Genomic DNA, 18,430 nt, shown 5'->3' with positions numbered 1-18,430 from the left:
ATGCACCATTTTGAATACCGCGACAGTGTTCTGCACTGTGAAGACATTTCCGTGTCTGAAATCGCAGAACGCTTTGGCACGCCAGTTTACATTTACTCGTCTGCAACGCTGACCCGGCACTACAACGTGCTGGCTGATGCGTTCAAAGACCAGCCATGCCTCATCGCCTATGCGATGAAAGCCAATAGCAATCAGGCTGTTCTGGCGACACTCGCCGCGCTCGGTTCAGGCGCTGACGTCGTGTCTGGCGGCGAGATGAAACGCGCAATGGCCGCAGGTATTCCGGCAAACAAGATTGTCTTCTCCGGTGTCGCCAAATCCCGCACAGATATTCTCGACGCGCTTGAAGCAGGCATCCATCAGTTTAACGTGGAATCCCTACCAGAGCTTCACCGTATTTCAGAGCTGGCAAGCGCGAATGGCTACACGGCCGATATCGCGTTTCGGATCAATCCGCACGTCGAAGCGGGTGGTCACGCCAACATCTCAACGGGCGGCGCTGAACACAAATTCGGCATTGCATGGCATGAAGGCAAAGACTTTTACGCGCTGGCCCAGTCACTGCCGGGCATTAATGTTTGCGGCGTAGACGTCCATATTGGCAGCCAGATCACGAATCTCGCTCCGCTGCGCGCCGCGTTTGAAAAAGTCGTGGGCCTCGTGCGTGACCTTCGCGAAGCTGGCGTTCCCATCACACGCATGGATCTTGGCGGCGGTCTCGGTATTCCGTATCGCGAGGGCGACGAACCTGCCACACCAGCAGAATATGCGGCGATGGTCCGCGAAGTGCTTGGCGATCTCGATGTAGAAGTCATTCTTGAGCCGGGCCGGATGATTGCGGGCAATGCAGGCATTTTTGTCTCCCGCGTCGAATATATCAAAGAACGCGATGGCCGACGTTTCGCCATTTTGGACGCAGGCATGAACGATTTGATGCGTCCTGCGCTCTATCAGGCTGTTCACGAGATGAAACCGGTTGTTCGCTCTGAAGAGCGCGCTACACTGGACTATGACATTGTCGGGCCCATTTGTGAGAGTACAGACCGTTTCGCAAAGAACTATCCGGCGCAGGAAATGAAAGAGGGAGACCTCGTCGCGTTCATGTCTGCCGGCGCTTACGGAGCTGTAATGTCAAATCAGTACAACACACGCCCAATGTGTGCTGAAGTGCTGGTGAACGGGGACAATGTCGCGCTGATCCGCACCCCACCGACATTTGAAGAGATGATAGCGAGTGAAACTGTACCGGAGTGGCTGAAAACCTGATCCCAACCATTCTCCGCCGCAAGATCGAGCGGACACGGGCACGCCTCGCACGGGTAAGGCTTTTCGAGGCTTTTGCTCTGCCGGGCGCGCTTTTGTTTGCGGCATTGGCTCTGGTTTTCACCGGCGCGTTCGAGCGCTTTGCGCCGCCTGCGCAAGCCTTGCTCTACCTCGCCTTCTTTCCATTTTCCATTATCGCGCTCGTTCGGGGCTTTAGAAAGTATAAGACACCCGACCTCTCAGAAGGCAGCGCCCGGCTTGATGCATCGCATCCTGACAGCCCTGCTGAAGCCTATTATGATCAACCGGCGCGCATCACTGCAGAATCCCGCCCCTATTGGGTGAAGCACAAGGCACGTCTGGCTCGCATTATCGCAGAGATGGAGCCTCCCGCCCTCAGCGAAGAATGGCGCAAATCCGACCCGCTCTATCTGCGGATCATCACACCACTCGCACTCATCGCGATTATCGCAGCGAACTCCAACACGGCGATGGGGCGTCTTTCATCTGCCATAGATACAGATGTCGGCGCGCTCTTCGGCGCTGACAGCATGACCGTCACAGCATGGGTGACACCACCAGATTATACCGGCGCAGCTCCAATCTTCCTCAATTCCGTCGACCGGGATGTTGAAGTGCCAGAGGGCTCACGCCTGACCCTGCGCGCGCAAGGCGGCGGACGGCCGTCCCTTCACAGAAGCGCCCTCGGCGAAGCTTCCCTTTCAGGTGAGCGTCCATCGCTGGAACGTGCGTCCGATGGCACCTGGGAAACGCAGGTTGAGCTTAACGCCTCTCAATCCGTCAGGCTGGATTATTGGGGCGAACGCGCAGGCTGGAATTTTTCCGCGACGCCGGACCAGCCACCAACTGTTCGCTTTGCATCAGACCCGACGATTGGCGACAATGATGAACTGAGCTTTGAGTGGGGCGCAGAAGATGAATACGGTGTGGTGGAGCTGCAGCTCATCATCACGCCAACGGATGCATCCGGCCTCGATACCAGTGAATCCGAGACGGCTCCGGTTGAAATCCCGTCTTCCAATTTCCGCACCGGCAATGACCAGGCAGATATAGACCTCACCCGCCATAAATGGGCAGGTGCCGAAGTTGAGCTCACGCTCGCAGCGACCGATGCCATTGGCCAGACCGGCTATAGCGAGCCGGTGATCATGGAGTTGCCAGAGAAGCTGTTCCTCGAGCCGCTCGCACGCGCCAGTCAGGAAATCCGCCTCGTCGTGTTGCGTGAGGACGAACAATACACGACGCCTATCGAAGATATGCTGCCAGTATTGGAAGGCGAAGACTTAGGGCTTGGTGATCGCCTTGAACATGCACCAGACGGATTGCAACACGCCGCTCTGATGCTCGACGCCGTAACCTATCGCCCTGAGAGCTATTTCTCCGATCTGACCGTCTATTTCGCACTACGACGTGCTCACCAGCTGCTCCGCTATGCCAATGAAACATCCGATGCAGAGCCTCTGGATGACCTTCTTTGGGCCGCGGCTTTGCGCGCCGAGTATGGCACTGTGGCCGATGCTGAGCGCCGCCTTAACGCGGCGCGCGCAGCGCTGGAGCGCGCCCTTCGCGACGGGGCGTCCGAAGATGAAATTCGCCGCCTGATGGAAGCTTTCCGCGAGGCTGCTGAGGATTATATCGCAGCGCGCATGGCCGAAGCGATCATGAACGGCAATCCGGAAGGCGGCGCAAGCGGCCCGCCTGGTCAGGAAATGCTCGGCGGCAATGATCTGGCAGATATGCTGGACGCACTTCAGGACCTTACAGAAACCGGCGCAACAGATGCGGCCCGTCAGCTCCTGTCTGACGTCACTAACCTGCTCAACAATCTGAACTTTCAGGGTGGCGGCTCAGGCTCCGGTGACATGTTTGGCGAAGGCTCGGAAGGCGAAGCCAATGATGACCCGCCACCGGAAAACGAACAACGCCTCGAGCGCACGCTGGAACGTCTAGCCGAAATTCTGGAAGAACAGCGCCGTCTGAACGACGAAACCCTGCAAGAGCAGTTCGGCTCCGATCCTCAGAACGGTCAGAGCGGTAACCAGCAAGGCAATACAGACGGGCAGTCTGGCATTGGCGAAGACGGTGACACAACCTCCGGCAGCGCGGAAACGCAGGACGGCACAGGCCAGGGCGGAGACGGCGATACTGAAAGCGGCGGCGGGCAGCAGTTCGGCAGCACTGAGGGCGACCTCTCTGATCGTCAGGAAGACATTGCAAGCCAGCTGCGTGCATTCAGGGATATGGAAGACACCAATGACAGCCTTGGGACGACAGATGACGGCGACAATAATCTCGATATCGCACGTCAGGCGCTCGAACTGGCTGAGGACGCCCTACGTAATGGCGACCTTCGCGGCGCCCAGCGCTATCAGGACCGCGCAATTCGCGAAATGCGCGATGCAGCCGGTCAATTGTCGGAAAGCCTTGATGACATGCGCCGCGAACGCCTTGGCGATCAGGGACAGGGCGGCGAACGTGATCCGCTTGGCCGCGCGGGCAGCACGGGCCAGCAAAATAACGGCTTCGGCATAGACATTCCAGATGAGGTCGAACGCCAGCGTGCGCGCGATATTCTGGATGAGCTGCGTGAACGTCTGAACCGTTCAACCGATCCGGAAGAGCGTGAATATCTGGAACGCCTGCTCGATAGATTTTAGGCGTTAGCCGCCCTGCGGCACCGCGCCAAGATAAGGCAGGCCGCGATAAAGACCAGCATCATCCATTCCGTAACCGACAAGGTAGCGGTCTGGCGCGTCATAAGCCCAGGCATCCAGCCCCTCACCCGTTGCCAATTGTTTGCGGGCAAAAACACAGGTCATGACTTCTCGTGCGCCCTGAGCGATCAAATGGTGGCGCGCAAAATCCAGCGTCCGGCCGGTATCATAGACGTCATCGATGATGAGAACGCCGCGCCCTTTTACGCTGCGCTGCAAATCGGCGCGCACTTTTACGCGACCCGAGCTTTCGCGTTCATCGCGATAGCTTTCCAGCCAGATCGCATCCAGCTGTGGGTGCACGTCATGCTTGGTCAGGTGGCGCATCAAATCGGTCGTAAACGGAGACGCACCCAGTAGAATGGTTACAGCCGTCCAGTCATCGCTCTGCATACGCGGCGCGAGTTCAGCGGCGAGTTTTCCAATACGCGATTGAAGCTCGGTTTCGTCCAGCAGGACGTCAAATTCGGGACAGGTCAAAGCTCTGCTCAGTGATGTTCGTCATGCCCGTTAGAGGCAGGTTCATGATGATCATCTGCTGGTGCTTCGTGATGGTCAACCGCTGCAGGCGCGTCATGGTGCGCATCCGCCGCGCCGTGATCGTCCGCCGCGTGTCCTGTATCGTGAGACGCAGGCGCATGGCTCTCAGGCTCATGATGCGGCTGGGATGGGACGCCGGCAGCCAGACGCACATTTTCTGTCGGCGGCACGAACGTCACTTCAAGGTCATACGCCGCAAGAGACGGAGAATCGAGACGCGACGAAAACGATACTTCTCCGCCCGGCCCAACGCTCAGCGCTTCGGGCGTGACGAGAATGCTCTCGACTTCAAAACCGGCATCATCGCGCAGATCCACCCGCACATTGGGAACGGCTTGTGGGCGGTCTGATACATTCAGAATTGTACCGCTAACGGTGAGCACAGGCAGAGTGCCTTCAAGGCGGCGGTCTGCTGCCACATCAGCAAATTCCAGCCCGAACGGGTTAACCTCAAGGCCAGCCATCGCATAGGCGCTGGAGGCTTCCGGGAACATGCGCACGACGTCATCGCGCTTCACAACCGCGCCGATACCAAGCGCAAAGAAGACAGCCGCTGTTCCGCCCCAAGCGGTAAGTGCCGCAAGGCGGGAACCGCTTGCCTTGCGAGAGAGTTCTTTTTCACGAAACGCCAGATGCGGCGCAACAGACGGAGCTGCCGGAGAATGCTCCTGACGCTGGCGCTCAACCTTCTCACGCGAAAGGGAGGCTGCCTCGAGCTTTTCTTCAAGGGAGAGTTCCGGCTGAGCAAACCATGAATGTGCGCATGCCGCACAGCGAACTGTACGACCATTCGCACCGATTGCCTTATCATCGGCAAAATATTGTGCGCTACAGGATGGACATGTGAGGATCACTGCAGTTCTCTCCACTCCGTTAGGCACGATTCTGTGCCTGGAATTCGCCCTTCAGCAGTCCCGAAAGGACTGAAACGAGACATGAATTACGAGCCCGATATTTCTCTTGATGAGCCCACCATCCGAGTTGATGGCGTTAACCATGGGTATATCTCTGGCGAGAATGTGTTAGGCGACCTTAATATCGAGTTAAACTCCGGCTCTTTTACGTTTCTCACCGGCCCGTCCGGATCGGGAAAAACTACGCTTTTACAGCTGCTTTACGCGGCCCAGAAACCCCGTAACGGCAAGGTTTCGCTGTTTGGTGTGGACACAAGCAATGCCACGCGGAAAACGTTAACCCGCCTGCGGCGACGAATCGGCGTCGTCTATCAGGACTTCCGCCTGTTGAACCATCTGACCGCCTATGAAAACGCTGCGCTTCCTCTGCGCGTCACGGGCAAACATGAGCGTGAGTATCGCGACGATGTCATCGACCTTCTGAACTGGGTTGGGCTTGGCGATCGTATCACCGCGAAACCGACAACGCTCTCTGGCGGCGAACAGCAGCGTGTCGCGATCGCCCGCGCGCTCGTCAACAAACCTGACCTTCTCATCGCTGATGAACCGACAGGCAATGTCGACCCAGAAATGGGTGAGCGGCTGATGCGGCTGATCCTTGAACTGAACCGGCGTCTTTCCACCACGGTCCTGATCGCGACCCACGATATTACGCTGGTCGACCGGCTCGGCGCGCCTGTTGTGAGGCTGGAGAACGGGCTTCTGGTGCATCAACGCGGCGATGTCGGCGCAGGAGGCGGCCATCATGTATGATACCAAACGTTCGCCTCTTCTTCCGCGCGAGGACGCCCGTGAAGCAGCGCTCTTCTTTGTTGTCGCGGCCCTTTGTTTCCTCGCAGCACTGACCGGTCTTGCCACACGGGCCGCTTACGGCGCCGCAGAAAGCTGGGCTGGTCAAATTCAGGGAGAAATCACAGTTCGCCTTCTCGAAGGCAGCGCCGAAGACGCCGATGATCTGGCCACGCTGCTGGAAGGCCTCTCCGGCGTAAGACGCGCCACGCCGGAAGACCGAGAAGTCACCGAAAGCCTGCTCGAGCCATGGCTTGGAACAAATCTGCCGGATGACTTGCCAATTTCACACTATCTCGCGGTAAGCACGTCGCCTGACGCCGGCGATCTTACCCGTCAGATCAGCGAAGCCGCCGAAGGCGCAGGCTTTCAGATTGAGGTCGAAAGCCACCAGCAATGGGCCAACGATGTCGAGCGGAGCCTCGGTATTTTGCGCATGGTGGGCATAGTCGCGCTTGTCCTGCTTCTGACAATCGTGCTCTCGGTCATCGCTTTTGCGACGCACGCTGCACTGCTGGCGCGGCGCGAAGTTGTCATTGTGCTCCATACCTGCGGGGCATCTGACCGGTTTATCTCCCGTCTATTCGAGCACCGCTTCTTTGGTCTTGGCCTCAGGGCGGGCGGCCTAGGCGCACTATTTGCCCTGCTCGGCGCCATGCTTTTGTTCTTCGCCGCAAAGCAGTCCGGTGATCGCAGCTGGCTGCTCCCTCAAATGTCGCCGGATATCGGCACCTTTATCGTGTTAGTTATGACGCCTTTGATCGCCGCGCTGGTTGCTATGATAGCAGCCCGCATTACCGTGACGCGGGCGCTCAACGAGCTTTATTAAAAGGTCTGCCTGACGTGTTTCGCAAACTGATCCTGTTTATGATTGCATTCACAGTAGTGATCGCCTTTGCCGACTTTCATCGTTTTGTGAACCGCGTCGCAGCACTGGAAACCGAGACACCGCCGAGCGCCGATGCCATTGTGGCGCTGACGGGCGGATCAGGCCTTCGCATTGAGGCAGCGATTGATCTTCTGGAAAGCGGGGCCGGTCACAGGCTGCTCGTAAGCGGTGTAAATGAGAGCGTCGACATTGATACGCTTATCCGTTCTGCGGGCGGCTCGCAGGCGCTTTATGATTGCTGCATTGATATTGGTCGTCAGGCCCGGTCGACCGAAGGCAATGCTCTGGAGACAGCAGACTGGCTTGCCGGGCATGACTACAATTCACTCATAATTGTCACATCAGATTACCATATGCCCAGAACGCTTCTCTGGTTCACAGAAGGGTTTGAAGAAGTCGAGCTTATCCCTTATCCCATCCAGTCTAACCTCCAGCCACGAAGCTGGTGGCGTTCCTGGCGCTCATTTCGCGGGCTGGTGCTGGAATGGTTGAAGTATCGGGTCACCGCGATAATGAAAGCATTTGTCTGATGGCTGCACTTCGCTCCGTCCTGTTTGTAATCTGGCTATATGGATCGCTGGTATTCATCGGCCTTGTGTTTCTCCCGACTATGCTGCTGCCACGTCGGGCGGCAACGATAGGCATTCGCTGCTGGGCGCGTGCGGCCGTCTGTGGCATGCGGGTGATTTGCAATGCGAAAACCGAAGTGCGCGGCCTTGAGAATATCGGGGAAGAGCCCTTTCTCGTGGCCTCAAAGCACCAGAGCACGCTCGATACCGTATTGCCATTCCTGTACCTGAAAGACCCGTGCATAATCCTGAAGCGAGAGCTTCTCTGGTATCCGCTCTTCGGGTTCTACGCCCTGAAAACCGGCCAGATCGCAATTGACCGATCCGGCGCGATGAAGACGCTTAAAGAGATGACACGCAAGGCAAAGCTGGCGCGTGATGACGGACGTTCACTTCTCATTTTCCCTGAAGGCACGCGCACGAAGCCGGGTATTGATGCAGAGTACAAACCCGGCATCGCGCTCCTATATAAAGAGCTGGAAATTGAATGCCTTCCGGTCGCGCTGAACACAGGCACATGCTGGCCGGCCAAAGGTATTATGCGATATCCGGGCACGATGGTGGTGGAATTCCTGCCACGTATTGAGCCGGGGCTGTCACGGAAGGCTTTCATGAAGACGCTGCACGACCGCATCGAAACCCGCTCGCTTGCCCTGGCAGAAGACGCTGGCGTGAATGTTTCAACCACCGAAGCGGCGGAGGCAGCTAACGCATGAGTGAGATCCGCAAAAAAGGGTTTTTCACCCTTCCCGTTCTGCTTGGCCTGCTAGCGCTTGGCTGCCTCGCAATCTGGACTGTCTACTGGTTTTATGGCGCGGGCGTGGTGCGTCAGGGCGCACGTGAATGGATTGAAGACCAACAGGCAATGGGCCGCTCGGTTGAATACTCCGCGCTGAATGTCACCGGCTATCCGTATCGCTTTGTGCTGCAGGCTGATGATCCGGTGATTGATGCGCCAGACATGCAAGCCCGCTGGGAAGGTGAAAAGCTTCAGCTTGTCGCCATGGCCTGGAATTTCAATCACGTCATTGCCCGCGCACCCGGGCAGAATGACTTTGATCTTCCTGAGGGACAGACGTTCAGTTTTTCAGCAGATGATAGCTCTGCGGCGAGTTTCGTTTGGGAAGACGGAAATCTGCGCCGTGTGGGTCTCGAACTTCCCACGCTGGACGCAGTGCTGAACGAGAGCGAACGCTACACGCTGACAAACGGATCAATCGGCCTTCGTCCGATGCCGGACGAACCACGCAATCTACAGCTGGCTGTTTCGTTCAATAACCTGTCACTGCCAGAGGCGCCTGAAGGCGCAGAATGGCTCGGCCGCGAGGTTAGTGAACTGGTGATCTGGGGCGAGATAGAAAACTTCTTCAGCGTTATTGAGGACGGTCTGACCGTTACAGACTGGAAGCTGGACGAAAACCGCATTGAGCTCGTCCGCGGCGACCTTGATATGGGGCCGCTGGATCTTTCCATGCGGGCGAACGTGAAGCTCGACCGGAATAATGATCCGGACGGCACCGTGAGCCTGTTTCTGGAACGTTCGGAAGATCTGATCTCTGCCCTGCGTGAAGCGGGCAGCATCGATCCACAAGGCGAAGCCATAATCAACGCAGTTGCTCAGGCGAGTTCGAACGGCACACCGCTCACCGTGCAGGTTAAAGAGCGCAGCATCCGCCTCTTCGGACAAACACTCGCAGAATACTAACCGTCAGAATGGCAGTTTGACCTCAGGCAGTTTCACCTGAGCTTTGAATTTTTCGAACGACATCACATTCTCGATGCGGCGATCCAGAAATTCACGCCATGCCGGCTCGTTGCCCTCTGCGCCGCGCCATGCCGCTAGTGTAGAGCCAAGCACGGCCGATAGCGTTGTCCGCTTGGAGTAATATGTGAACCCGTCAGACGTGTCGCCAATGCCGCGCCAGATCGTATCAGCGACACCCCAGAGAAGTTCGGGCATGGATAACGGGCCAGTCGGGCGGGCCAAAGACCAGTCCAGCGCCTTTACACTTGCCGCATGATGACGTGACAGCGCTTCAAACCAGACCGCCACACCTTGAGTGACTTTATCGCGGATACGCATCTCATCGAGGGGGAGCGCTGCAAGCTCATCCTTGATTTCTGCCTTCAGCGTATCGAAATATAGAAGGATGAGGGACGCCGCCCCGCTTGGAAAAGCATAGGCAACATCGTCTGGTGAAACCTCGATTTCAGCACATGCAGCGAGGTAAGTTTCCTCGGTCCAGCCGGAAACGGGCGCTATTTCAAGCGCCGAAGCCAGAATTTTTTGTCGCAATAGCGCAGTTGGTGCATCTTCGGGTGTAGGCATACGCGTTCCCTTGTGTTATGAGCGCGGCTTCCGATTTATATTGTCCGTTAAGTCGGGCAAAAAAGATAGCGTGCGGCCTTGTCGCACAATTTTGAAAATGGAGAGAGACCCATCGTACAGATCGTTGTGCGCGACAATAATGTCGACCAGGCTCTAAAAGCGCTGAAAAAGAAAATGCAGCGTGAAGGCCTGTTCCGTGAAATGAAACGTCGTAACCATTTCGAAAAGCCTTCCGAGAAAAAAGCTCGTGAGCGTGCAGAAGCTGTTCGCCGCGCGCGCAAGCTCGCTCGCAAACGCGCTCAGCGCGAAGGCCTGCTGGGTAAGTAAGCTTTCCTTTTCAGGATTATTCAAAAACCCCTCCACGTGCGCGTGTGAGGGGTTTTTGTGTTTCCAGATTCTGAGACAGACTGAAACCTGGGTCTAAGCCTGGGCCTTCTTTCCGAATAGCCCCATGAACCAGGCTCGCGCCTCATTCATGCCTGCACCATGCACGGCGCCAGCGCGATAGACCTTCGTAGCAGCCCAGATGATCAGCGCTGTGAAAACGCCCATCCAGACGATTTGCGCGATAAGCTCCCAGAGCGGCGGCTCGGTCGGCACCCGTACAATCACGAGGAAAGGTGTCAGCAATGGAACCCACGTCGCTGCGTGAAGGATCGGACTTTCAGGATTAGAAATAGATACCGGCAGGAGCAGAAGCGGAATCATCATCACGATGATTACCGGCGACAGAAGCGATTGCGCTTCCTGAATGGTATCGCATAGCGACCCCAGCGCGAGGAAGATCGACCCGAACATCAGATATCCGAGCAGGAAGCTGATCAGTGTCGGCACCAGAAGGTTCGGGCTGACAACCTGACGAAGCCCCTCTGCGATATCAGGCGGAATATTGTCTCCCGCAGCGATCAACATCCCTGTACCGATCAACGCCCAGATGGAAATGAGCGTCAGAGACAACATCAACACACCAACCAGCTTGCCAGTTAGCAGCTGAGGCAGGGAGACTGACGTCAGAAGCGAGTCGAATATCTTGTTCGAGCGCTCCTCAATCGTTCCGGTCAGAAGATAGTTCACGACGGAGAAGATCAGAAGCCAGAGCAGGAATGAGAAGCCGATAGAGATGAAGAACGGCGCCTGATCTGCGAACGAAACTTCACCGGATTGATCAACCGCGGTCGGGCTACGCACCAGAAGCAATGGCGTATTCTCGCGAACGCGGTCGAGAATTTCCAGCGGCACATTCTCTGCCTCAAAGGTCCGGATACGCGCGAGACGCTCCAGCACCAGATTGGCGCGGTCTACCAGCGTGTCGTTTACAACATCCTCGCTCCAGTAAACAATGTCGTCACCGTCGAGAACGAAGACCGCGTACAGCGGCCTCGGACCTATCGGGCCATCGATTTCCAGCTCTCCGGACAGGTATGGCCTTAGCTCCTCAAGGGTCCGGGCGGGCGGCGGAACACGGATGTAGTCATCGTCTGAAAGCGCCATAGACCCCATGGGTACGACGCTTTCCAGAGCTTCTGAGGTACTGCGCCCGTCTGCCAGCTGACGTTCGAACTCTGCCAATGCAGCATCCGGATCGAATGTCGGGTCAAAGTTTGCCTGCTGGCTGATCAGGTCCCGCGCAATGTCTTCATCGCGTTCGCCCATATATCCGTCGAGCTCGCGAGCAAACCTGTCGCCGCTTTCAATAACAGAGTAATAGCGAACCGGCTGTGAGCTCTCGATAAGAGATGGCAGAAACATGCCGAGCGAAAGCGCAACGGGCGTGATCAGAAGGCCGACCCAGAATCCCCAGGCGGTGATATAGGCGAGGTATTCGCGGCGCGCGACGAGAAATGCTCTACCCATGACGCAGCGCTCCGTATTTTTCATCTGCTTCTGATACCAGCGAGACAAACACATCCCGCAGTCGTGGCTCTGCCGGCTCAAAGCCTTCGATAGCTATGCCCCGGTCGATGGCCCGCTTCAGGACGTCCTGACTGGTTGCGCCCTGAGGGAGGGATATCTCCCACCAGATGCGGTCATCCTCGCCCTCAACGGGCGGCAGTGCCCGCGTATCAAATGGTGTATCGACGAAATCAGCTGACAGATCACGGTCCGCGACAGTGGCGAGGCGTACCTGATGTGCCTGCGTCGCAAAGGCTTCTCTCAGCGTGCCATCGAACATTTTGCGTCCACACGCGATCAGCACCAGACGGTCACAAAGACGTTCGGCGTGCTCCATCACATGGGTGGAAAAGAGGATCGTCGTCCCTTTGGCGTTCTGGTCTGCAATCAGGCGCTCAAGGTCTGCCTGATTGACAGGGTCGAGACCGGAAAAGGGTTCATCCAGTATCAGAAACTCAGGGCTGTGCACAAAGGTGGACAGGATCTGAACCTTCTGCGCCATGCCCTTGGATAACCGCGAGATACGGGTTTTACGAAACTCGCCCAGACCGAAACTTTCCAGCAGCTCATCTGCACGTGATAAGGCATCCGATCGCTTCATCCCCTTCAGCTGACCAAAATAGGCAATCACATTGCGGGCGGACATTTTCTTATAGAGGCCGCGCTCTTCGGGCAGAAAACCGACGCGGCGGAGATTGGACAGCGTCGGCGGCCCGCCAAATAATTCGGCCGCACCTTCGTCCGGCGACATAATACCAAGTGCCATGCGCAGACTGGTAGACTTGCCAGCACCGTTCGGCCCTAGAAAACCGATCACTTCACCCGCACCGAGCTGAAAACTCACATCTTTTACGGCGTCAAAATCGCCAAAGCGTTTTGTAACGCCTTCAAATCTAAGTGGAGGTGCAGCCATGTCCGGTCCCAATTTCAACGCTGTTGACCGACAGGATGGGCTAGTTGGTCTATCAAAGGAATTAAAAAATTCGCTTGCCCCGAGAATATTTCAAGCGCAGCATGAAAGGGTGAGAAAGACACTACCTTCTCGCCGGGGATGCAATTCGGGGGAGCCCAGAGCGTCGGACGCTCCGTCTTCAAAGAGCGGTTACACCTGGCAAACACCACCGACGGATACATCACCGCCGTCGCGTGCAAGCATCCTTTTTAAAGTGGAGTTAGCCCTCGCCCGCTTGGAAAGCGGCGAATACGGCTATTGCGTCATCTGTAATGACGCCATCTCGATTGAGGAGCTTGATAAAGACCCCTCAATCGTCAGCTGCGGGGCATGCCGCCCCACATAACGCTTTAGAGTACGGCTTTAGCCAGCGTGATGATGATCTGCAGGAAGACGCCAAAGACGCAGAGACCAACCACAGTCACGATCCAGGCGCTGCCCATGCTCATGACCAGACCGCCAACAATGCCGGCAACTGCAAGAATGCCCATCGCAACGAGCCAGTTCATGCCCATTGTGATCGTGAAGACTGCGTAAGCGAGGACGAGAACGATGAGGAAGCTGGACCACGTAAACGCAGCCATGAAACCTTTCCAGGTATTCTCCTGAGCAGTGATATCCATTTCACCGCGAACATAATCGCTCATGCGAAAGCCCTTTCAGTCAAAAAGCTCGTGAATTTTTTATTCGGATAGATTGAAGCAGCCATTTCGGCAAGACCTGTCACAGGAAAACCTGCCAATTTGCCGCGATTTAGATGCCGATTGTCCGGTTTGGCTCTGAATGGTCCCAATCCGCCAGCAATGCTCTCAGCGCTGCGATGAAGGCGAGCGGCTGGTCGAGCAAGACGTGGTGGCGCGCATGCGGGATGGACACAAACGGAACCTTCCGGTCCAGAATCTGCTCCATATAATCTTTCACCTCATCCGGCATGAGCTCGGACTCCTCGCCGCGGAAAAGCGCTATACGGCAGGCCGTTTCCTTCAACAGGGTTGAAGCCGGTTTGCCGAATTCAAATCGCTGCCAGATGTCCGGATCAAAACGCCAGGCCCAGCCTTTTCCGCGCTCATTGTCGACCTGTTTGAGGCTCCAGCGCGCGATATAGTCCATAATGTAATGATTATCGCAGGGCTGAACCGGCGCCAGGCGAAAACGACCAAGCGCCGTATTGAGATCAGGATAGACGCGGTTGCCCCGCGCCTGCCGCGGACGCGTCGAGATATCGCGTTCCGGCGGATTGACCGGACTATCAACGATGACTGTTCCTGTGAGCCTGTCACCATATTTGGCACCGGTCAGGATGGTTACAAACCCGCCGAAGGAGTGCGCGACGATAGTCGGCTTGATCTCATGGTCGAACATGCCCGTCGCTTCGCAGACAGCGATCTGCTCCTCAGCGAAGGTCTCCATGTCATAAGTATCACGCCAGTCCGACTCCCCCATTCCGGAGAATGTCATGGCAACAACGTTATAGTGCTGAGCAAAATACGGCGCGATGAAATCATACCAGTGCGCATGCGCCCCGTTACCGTGCACCAGAAGAAGCCCCGGCTTTTTCGGGCTGGACCAGCTCTGATAATGAATGCGCGCGCCATTTACGCGAACAAAGCGCGTGTCATAACCCGTTGCGATGGCGCGGGTGAACCATTCAGGAGAAGGCGGTATATCGCCCATATACTGAGAGAGTGGCCCCGGTTCAGCCGGAGTATGTTTTTCTATTTCATCACTCATCAAATCACTCGTGCGCCCCGCATCGGGCTAAGCAAATTCCGAATTTCTTATACTAAAGGCAATTGCTTTGGTTGCTATAGGGTAAATTCGCTATCGCGCTATAATCAAGTTAACGGGTATTCTGCCTCCGACACATAGCGCGATGGCCCCTTACCAGACCAGCTCGAATAGAGGTGAAACCGGTCTGCCCAGAAGGGACCTAACTTCAGTAAAGCATGCTTTTCGGAGAAGGCTGCGGCCTCTTGCAAAGGCGTTCCCTTACAATAGGCCAAGGTTACATGCGGACGGAATTTACGCCTGTCCAGTGAGAGCCCTACACGCTTTGCGGCGCGGTCACAGCGTTCAGCAAGACGCGTCAGCCCTTCATCGGCCTCAACACCCGCCCAAAGCGCAGTGGGTTCAGATGATCCGAACCAGCCTGCCCCACTCAGGGTAAGCTGCATTTGCTTTGCCTCGATCAGAGACAGTTCATGGTCGAGGTCTTCAGCCGTGTTGCGATCCACCTGCCCCATAAACCGCAGCGTAATGTGATAGTTCTCGATTGGTCGCCAGCTCGCACCGGTTACCTTTTTAGAGATCGCCTGAAGCTCTTCTCCGATTTCGCGTGGAATTTCGATGCCTGCAAAGAGACGATACATTTCAACGATCTCCCTGCTCAGAACTCGTTTTCAGGTTTCTGCATCCTTACGATAAACATGATGACCGGGATGAACACCACGAATTCAAAATAATAGGCGACAAGCACCGCCAGACTGAAAAAGTCCGGTTCCAGATCAGCCTTATTGTAGCCCGCATATCCAAGCGCCAATATGGGAAACAGCAGCCATATCAGAATATTGACGTCCACCAGTTTCAGCCGGTGTGCCGGCGCAAAAACGAAGGATAACGGCAGCAAGATTGTCAGATAGGTCAGGCCCACCGCGATTTCATCGCGCGCTTCACCGAAGAACTCCAACCGGAATGACGTCCAGATCGCGATCACCGGATAGGCATACCAGGGCGGATAAACATGCACCGGCGCGGCCAGCGGATTGGCCTCGGTATAACTCATCGGCCCACCATAATATGGGCCTCCAATCACCCCCTGAAGCCAGACGAGAAACTGCGCCAGCCAGTCCGGCTCCACCCCCAGACGCGAGGCACCACGCAGAAAACTTTCGGATACGACGAGCCACACCGCGATAAAGATCACGACAGACACACGTATCCATAGGGTCGAACGGCTCATTTATCCCCCGATATCCACGTACCTGCGACGGTCGGTTCACTTGCGGAATGGCGCGATATCGCGGACCTTTAGGCAAATGATTCGACGCTCCAGAAAGGTGATCCCATGAGTGCACCACTCGGTTCCAAAGCCAACCCTTCCAAGTTTGAAGTGTATAAAGACCTTCCAGATGACGAGCCGTATTTCGTAATCCGCGCGCGCGACCCGCTCTCGTCTGCTCTTGTTGAGCTGCACGCCTATATTGGCGCGGGCCAATCCGGTTCAGCGCACAATAAGCTCGCTGAAATCATGGCAATGACAGCGTCGAAGCCACCGCGCCCGTCCGACAGCCCGAAATATCGTGAGACCTTCCAGATCTCACTCGCTATGGAAAAATGGCGCGAAGGCTAGTTTTTCATTTCGAAAAACAAAAATATATTACCGATTATCAATAAATATGTTTTCTCCTGATCAGATTATTGATTCAGGAGAAAACGGTCGTGATTACCTCAGCCTTTCGCTCATTGGCCATTTGCACAGGCCTTGCCGCTTCACTTTGCGCAAGCGCCAGCGCAACCGACGCTTCACAACCGGATTTTATCTCTTTCGGGACTAATGCTGAAGTTATGGCCGACAATCTAAGCCCGCTTTGCTCAGCCCAGACCTTCCGGGAACTTGATCCACCGCCCGTGCCAGGCATCACATCTCGTAGCCAGATCGATTGTGAAGGGTTTGACTATTTTGGTGCCCCACGTCTTGCTGAGTTCGTGTTTCTGAACGACGAACTGGCTATGGTGTGGGTGCTTGTCGAAAGTGGCGATATTCCAAATCTGGAAGCCAGTATGACGGCGCTGCACGGTGAAGCCGACGTCCAATCAATGGATGTAGACCTGCACACGAATGCAAATGCAGGCGTTCGCCGCGATGTTCCGGAAGCGCTCTTTTACGCTGAGACCATCGAACCGCTTATCCGCATGCAGGCGGGCGGCTGAGCGTTTAGCTCGCCGCTTTATCTTCCGGCGTTACGCGCAGATCGTGCTCGCGCACTTTGCGGTAAAGCGTAGACCGGCCAATCCCGAGCTTGCGGGACACCTCAGACATATGACCGGCGTAGAAGTCGATCGCATACTGGATCAGGTCACGCTCGACCTCTTCCAGCGGGCGAAGCTCACCGGTTGTGTCTGTGATGCGAACCGGATGATCAAAAGCTTCGCTGAAAGCTTCCACTGTTGCAGTTGTTGGTGCAGACGCAGATACAGACGGCCCTTCTGCAGCGAGCTGGTCGAGATCTGGTAATTCACCGACAAGGCCGCTTAGCTGCGGGAAGTCCTGAGGCTCAAGCTCGTCACCTTCGCACAATACAACAGCCCGGAAGATCATATTTTCAAGCTGGCGGACGTTGCCCGGCCAGTCATAGGCATTGAGCAACGCCAGTGTTGCGGCGCTCGCGCCCGTGACTTTCGTGCCTTCCGACGCGTTGAAGCGACGAATAAAGTGGGCAGTCAGGGCCGCGATATCTTCTTTGCGCTCACGAAGAGACGGCATGTCGACCGGGAACACGTTCAGACGGTAATACAGGTCTTCACGGAAGCGGCCTTCGGCAACGAGCTGGGAAAGATCTTTGTTTGTCGCGGAGATAATCCGCACGTCTACCTTTGTCGGGCGACGTGAGCCGACCGCGTCGACCTCACCTTCCTGCAGCGCACGCAGAAGCTTTACCTGCATATCCAGCGGAAGCTCGCCGACCTCATCAAGGAAGAGCGTGCCACCATCAGCTTCAACGAACTTACCAGGCGATTTGGAAACAGCGCCTGTAAACGCGCCTTTCTCGTGACCGAACAGAATGCTTTCGACGAGATTTTCAGGAATCGCACCGCAGTTCACCGTTACAAACGGACGGCCAGAGCGATCGGATGCACCCTGAATACAGCGCGCAATGACTTCCTTACCAACACCGCTCTCACCAAGAATAAGGATCGGAATGTTTGATGACGCAGCGCGCTGACCAAGACGAACCACCTGACGCATAGGCGGCGCAGCGGCGATCATGTCATCAAAGGACAATTCTCCGCTGGCTGTTTTCTTGAGACGCTTCACCTCGCCGCGCAGCTCCGTCATCTGAAGCGCGTTCCGGATAGAGACAACAACACGTTCCGGAGAGGCTGGCTTAACGAAGAAGTCTATGGCTCCGGCGCGCATCGCCTGAACGACGGTATCAATAGAGCCGGATGCCGTCAGAACCATCACGGGGAGTTCGGGGCGAACTTCCTGCAGGCGTTCGAGAACCTCCATGCCGGACAGACCTGGCATCACCAGATCCAGCAGCATGACGTCTACACCATCAGAAGGATTACGCGCCATTTCGAGGCCGCTTTCACCATCTGGTGCGACGCGGCAGGCAAACCCTGCGCGTTCTACAGCCGCCTGAAGCAAACGACGCTGTGTCGGATCGTCATCTACGACGAGTACCGTCTTAGCCATATTACATCACCCTCGTCCCGCCTTATGGCGTGTCACAGGGTGCCAAGATGGCACACTGGTTTAAAATTAGCCTTAATGCAGACCACGCAATTTGTGCCGGACGCGCATTTCTGGCCGTCCGGACAAAACCCGCCATTG

General features: G+C 56.2%; 20 protein-coding genes. 10 read left to right on the top strand and 10 right to left on the bottom strand.

All coding sequences use genetic code 11. The features are described 5' to 3' along the window. Together lysA and P1U45_RS05895 are read left to right on the top strand one after the other, a co-directional pair. Nucleotides 1-1,266: a diaminopimelate decarboxylase gene (gene lysA / locus P1U45_RS05900; RefSeq protein WP_301058135.1), complete on the top strand. Its 1,266-nt coding sequence runs from the start codon at nucleotides 1-3 to the stop codon at nucleotides 1,264-1,266. Beyond that, nucleotides 1,251-3,941: a DUF4175 family protein gene (locus P1U45_RS05895; RefSeq protein ID WP_301058133.1), complete on the top strand. Its 2,691-nt coding sequence runs from the start codon at nucleotides 1,251-1,253 to the stop codon at nucleotides 3,939-3,941. The genes lysA and P1U45_RS05895 overlap by 16 nt, the downstream gene beginning before the upstream one ends. Before the next feature lie 3 nt (nucleotides 3,942-3,944). Here P1U45_RS05895 and P1U45_RS05890 read toward each other — a convergent pair whose 3' ends face one another. Together P1U45_RS05890 and P1U45_RS05885 are read right to left on the bottom strand one after the other, a co-directional pair. After that, a complete protein-coding gene (locus P1U45_RS05890) occupies nucleotides 3,945-4,478 on the bottom strand; it encodes a phosphoribosyltransferase family protein (protein ID WP_301058131.1) in 534 nt (177 codons plus the stop codon). Between the two features lie 8 nt (nucleotides 4,479-4,486). Next, nucleotides 4,487-5,392, bottom strand: a complete 906-nt coding sequence (locus P1U45_RS05885; protein WP_301058129.1) for an MJ0042-type zinc finger domain-containing protein — start codon at nucleotides 5,390-5,392, stop codon at nucleotides 4,487-4,489. A gap of 81 nt (nucleotides 5,393-5,473) precedes the next feature. On the opposite strand from P1U45_RS05885, the gene P1U45_RS05880 reads away from it, so the two are divergent. From P1U45_RS05880 to P1U45_RS05860, 5 genes are read left to right on the top strand one after another with little or no spacing between them, the layout of a single operon-like run. Continuing rightward, nucleotides 5,474-6,205, top strand: a complete 732-nt coding sequence (locus P1U45_RS05880; RefSeq protein ID WP_293609936.1) for an ATP-binding cassette domain-containing protein — start codon at nucleotides 5,474-5,476, stop codon at nucleotides 6,203-6,205. Then, nucleotides 6,198-7,070, top strand: coding sequence for a cell division protein FtsX (locus P1U45_RS05875; RefSeq protein ID WP_301058127.1), 873 nt, complete (start codon nucleotides 6,198-6,200; stop codon nucleotides 7,068-7,070). Before P1U45_RS05880 ends, P1U45_RS05875 begins: the two co-directional genes overlap by 8 nt. Nucleotides 7,071-7,108: 38 nt before the next feature. Then, on the top strand, nucleotides 7,109-7,660 hold the full coding sequence (locus P1U45_RS05870) for a YdcF family protein (protein WP_301058125.1): 552 nt from the start codon (nucleotides 7,109-7,111) through the stop codon (nucleotides 7,658-7,660). After that, on the top strand, nucleotides 7,615-8,415 hold the full coding sequence (locus P1U45_RS05865; RefSeq protein WP_301058123.1) for a lysophospholipid acyltransferase family protein: 801 nt from the start codon (nucleotides 7,615-7,617) through the stop codon (nucleotides 8,413-8,415). Before P1U45_RS05870 ends, P1U45_RS05865 begins: the two co-directional genes overlap by 46 nt. Beyond that, nucleotides 8,412-9,404 (top strand): DUF2125 domain-containing protein, encoded by a 993-nt coding sequence (locus P1U45_RS05860; RefSeq protein WP_301058121.1) that lies wholly within the window; start codon nucleotides 8,412-8,414, stop codon nucleotides 9,402-9,404. Before P1U45_RS05865 ends, P1U45_RS05860 begins: the two co-directional genes overlap by 4 nt. Before the next feature lie 3 nt (nucleotides 9,405-9,407). Here P1U45_RS05860 and P1U45_RS05855 read toward each other — a convergent pair whose 3' ends face one another. Next, a complete protein-coding gene (locus tag P1U45_RS05855) occupies nucleotides 9,408-10,028 on the bottom strand; it encodes a COQ9 family protein (protein ID WP_301058120.1) in 621 nt (206 codons plus the stop codon). A 78-nt stretch (nucleotides 10,029-10,106) separates the two neighbouring features. Here P1U45_RS05855 and rpsU point away from each other — a divergent pair, with 78 nt between their 5' ends. Next, nucleotides 10,107-10,355, top strand: a complete 249-nt coding sequence (gene rpsU / locus P1U45_RS05850; protein WP_027441472.1) for a 30S ribosomal protein S21 — start codon at nucleotides 10,107-10,109, stop codon at nucleotides 10,353-10,355. Nucleotides 10,356-10,448: 93 nt separating this feature from the next. On the opposite strand, the gene P1U45_RS05845 is transcribed toward rpsU, so the two are convergent. The 6 genes from P1U45_RS05845 to P1U45_RS05820 all read right to left on the bottom strand — a co-directional run bounded on the left by P1U45_RS05845 (nucleotide 10,449) and on the right by P1U45_RS05820 (nucleotide 15,832). Beyond that, nucleotides 10,449-11,882 (bottom strand): ABC transporter permease, encoded by a 1,434-nt coding sequence (locus tag P1U45_RS05845; protein WP_301058118.1) that lies wholly within the window; start codon nucleotides 11,880-11,882, stop codon nucleotides 10,449-10,451. Then, a complete protein-coding gene (locus P1U45_RS05840; RefSeq protein WP_301058117.1) occupies nucleotides 11,875-12,834 on the bottom strand; it encodes an ATP-binding cassette domain-containing protein in 960 nt (319 codons plus the stop codon). Before P1U45_RS05840 ends, P1U45_RS05845 begins: the two co-directional genes overlap by 8 nt. 389 nt (nucleotides 12,835-13,223) lie before the next feature. Further along, on the bottom strand, nucleotides 13,224-13,520 hold the full coding sequence (locus tag P1U45_RS05835) for an aa3-type cytochrome c oxidase subunit IV (protein WP_301058115.1): 297 nt from the start codon (nucleotides 13,518-13,520) through the stop codon (nucleotides 13,224-13,226). Between the two features lie 106 nt (nucleotides 13,521-13,626). Further along, complete coding sequence (locus tag P1U45_RS05830; protein ID WP_293609927.1) at nucleotides 13,627-14,604, bottom strand: alpha/beta hydrolase; 978 nt, start codon at nucleotides 14,602-14,604, stop codon at nucleotides 13,627-13,629. A 104-nt stretch (nucleotides 14,605-14,708) separates the two neighbouring features. Further along, the gene (gene thpR, locus P1U45_RS05825) at nucleotides 14,709-15,242 is read right to left on the bottom strand and encodes an RNA 2',3'-cyclic phosphodiesterase (RefSeq protein WP_301058113.1); all 534 of its coding nucleotides are present in this window, start codon (nucleotides 15,240-15,242) and stop codon (nucleotides 14,709-14,711) included. 17 nt (nucleotides 15,243-15,259) lie between these two features. Continuing rightward, the gene (locus P1U45_RS05820) at nucleotides 15,260-15,832 is read right to left on the bottom strand and encodes a hypothetical protein (RefSeq protein WP_301058111.1); all 573 of its coding nucleotides are present in this window, start codon (nucleotides 15,830-15,832) and stop codon (nucleotides 15,260-15,262) included. A gap of 105 nt (nucleotides 15,833-15,937) precedes the next feature. On the opposite strand from P1U45_RS05820, the gene P1U45_RS05815 reads away from it, so the two are divergent. Further along, nucleotides 15,938-16,222: an aspartate decarboxylase gene (locus P1U45_RS05815; RefSeq protein WP_293607110.1), complete on the top strand. Its 285-nt coding sequence runs from the start codon at nucleotides 15,938-15,940 to the stop codon at nucleotides 16,220-16,222. Nucleotides 16,223-16,437: 215 nt separating this feature from the next. Further along, on the top strand, nucleotides 16,438-16,803 hold the full coding sequence (locus P1U45_RS05810) for a hypothetical protein (RefSeq protein WP_301058109.1): 366 nt from the start codon (nucleotides 16,438-16,440) through the stop codon (nucleotides 16,801-16,803). Nucleotides 16,804-16,807: 4 nt separating this feature from the next. Here P1U45_RS05810 and P1U45_RS05805 read toward each other — a convergent pair whose 3' ends face one another. Then, on the bottom strand, nucleotides 16,808-18,292 hold the full coding sequence (locus P1U45_RS05805) for a sigma-54 dependent transcriptional regulator (RefSeq protein ID WP_301058107.1): 1,485 nt from the start codon (nucleotides 18,290-18,292) through the stop codon (nucleotides 16,808-16,810). Between the last annotated feature and the right edge of the window lie 138 nt (nucleotides 18,293-18,430).

This window comes from Ponticaulis sp. (genome assembly GCF_029210165.1).
Classification (GTDB): Bacteria; Pseudomonadota; Alphaproteobacteria; order Caulobacterales; family Hyphomonadaceae; genus Ponticaulis.
Note: the sequence above shows the minus strand (reverse complement) of the source record. Positions and strands in the feature narration are given on the sequence as shown.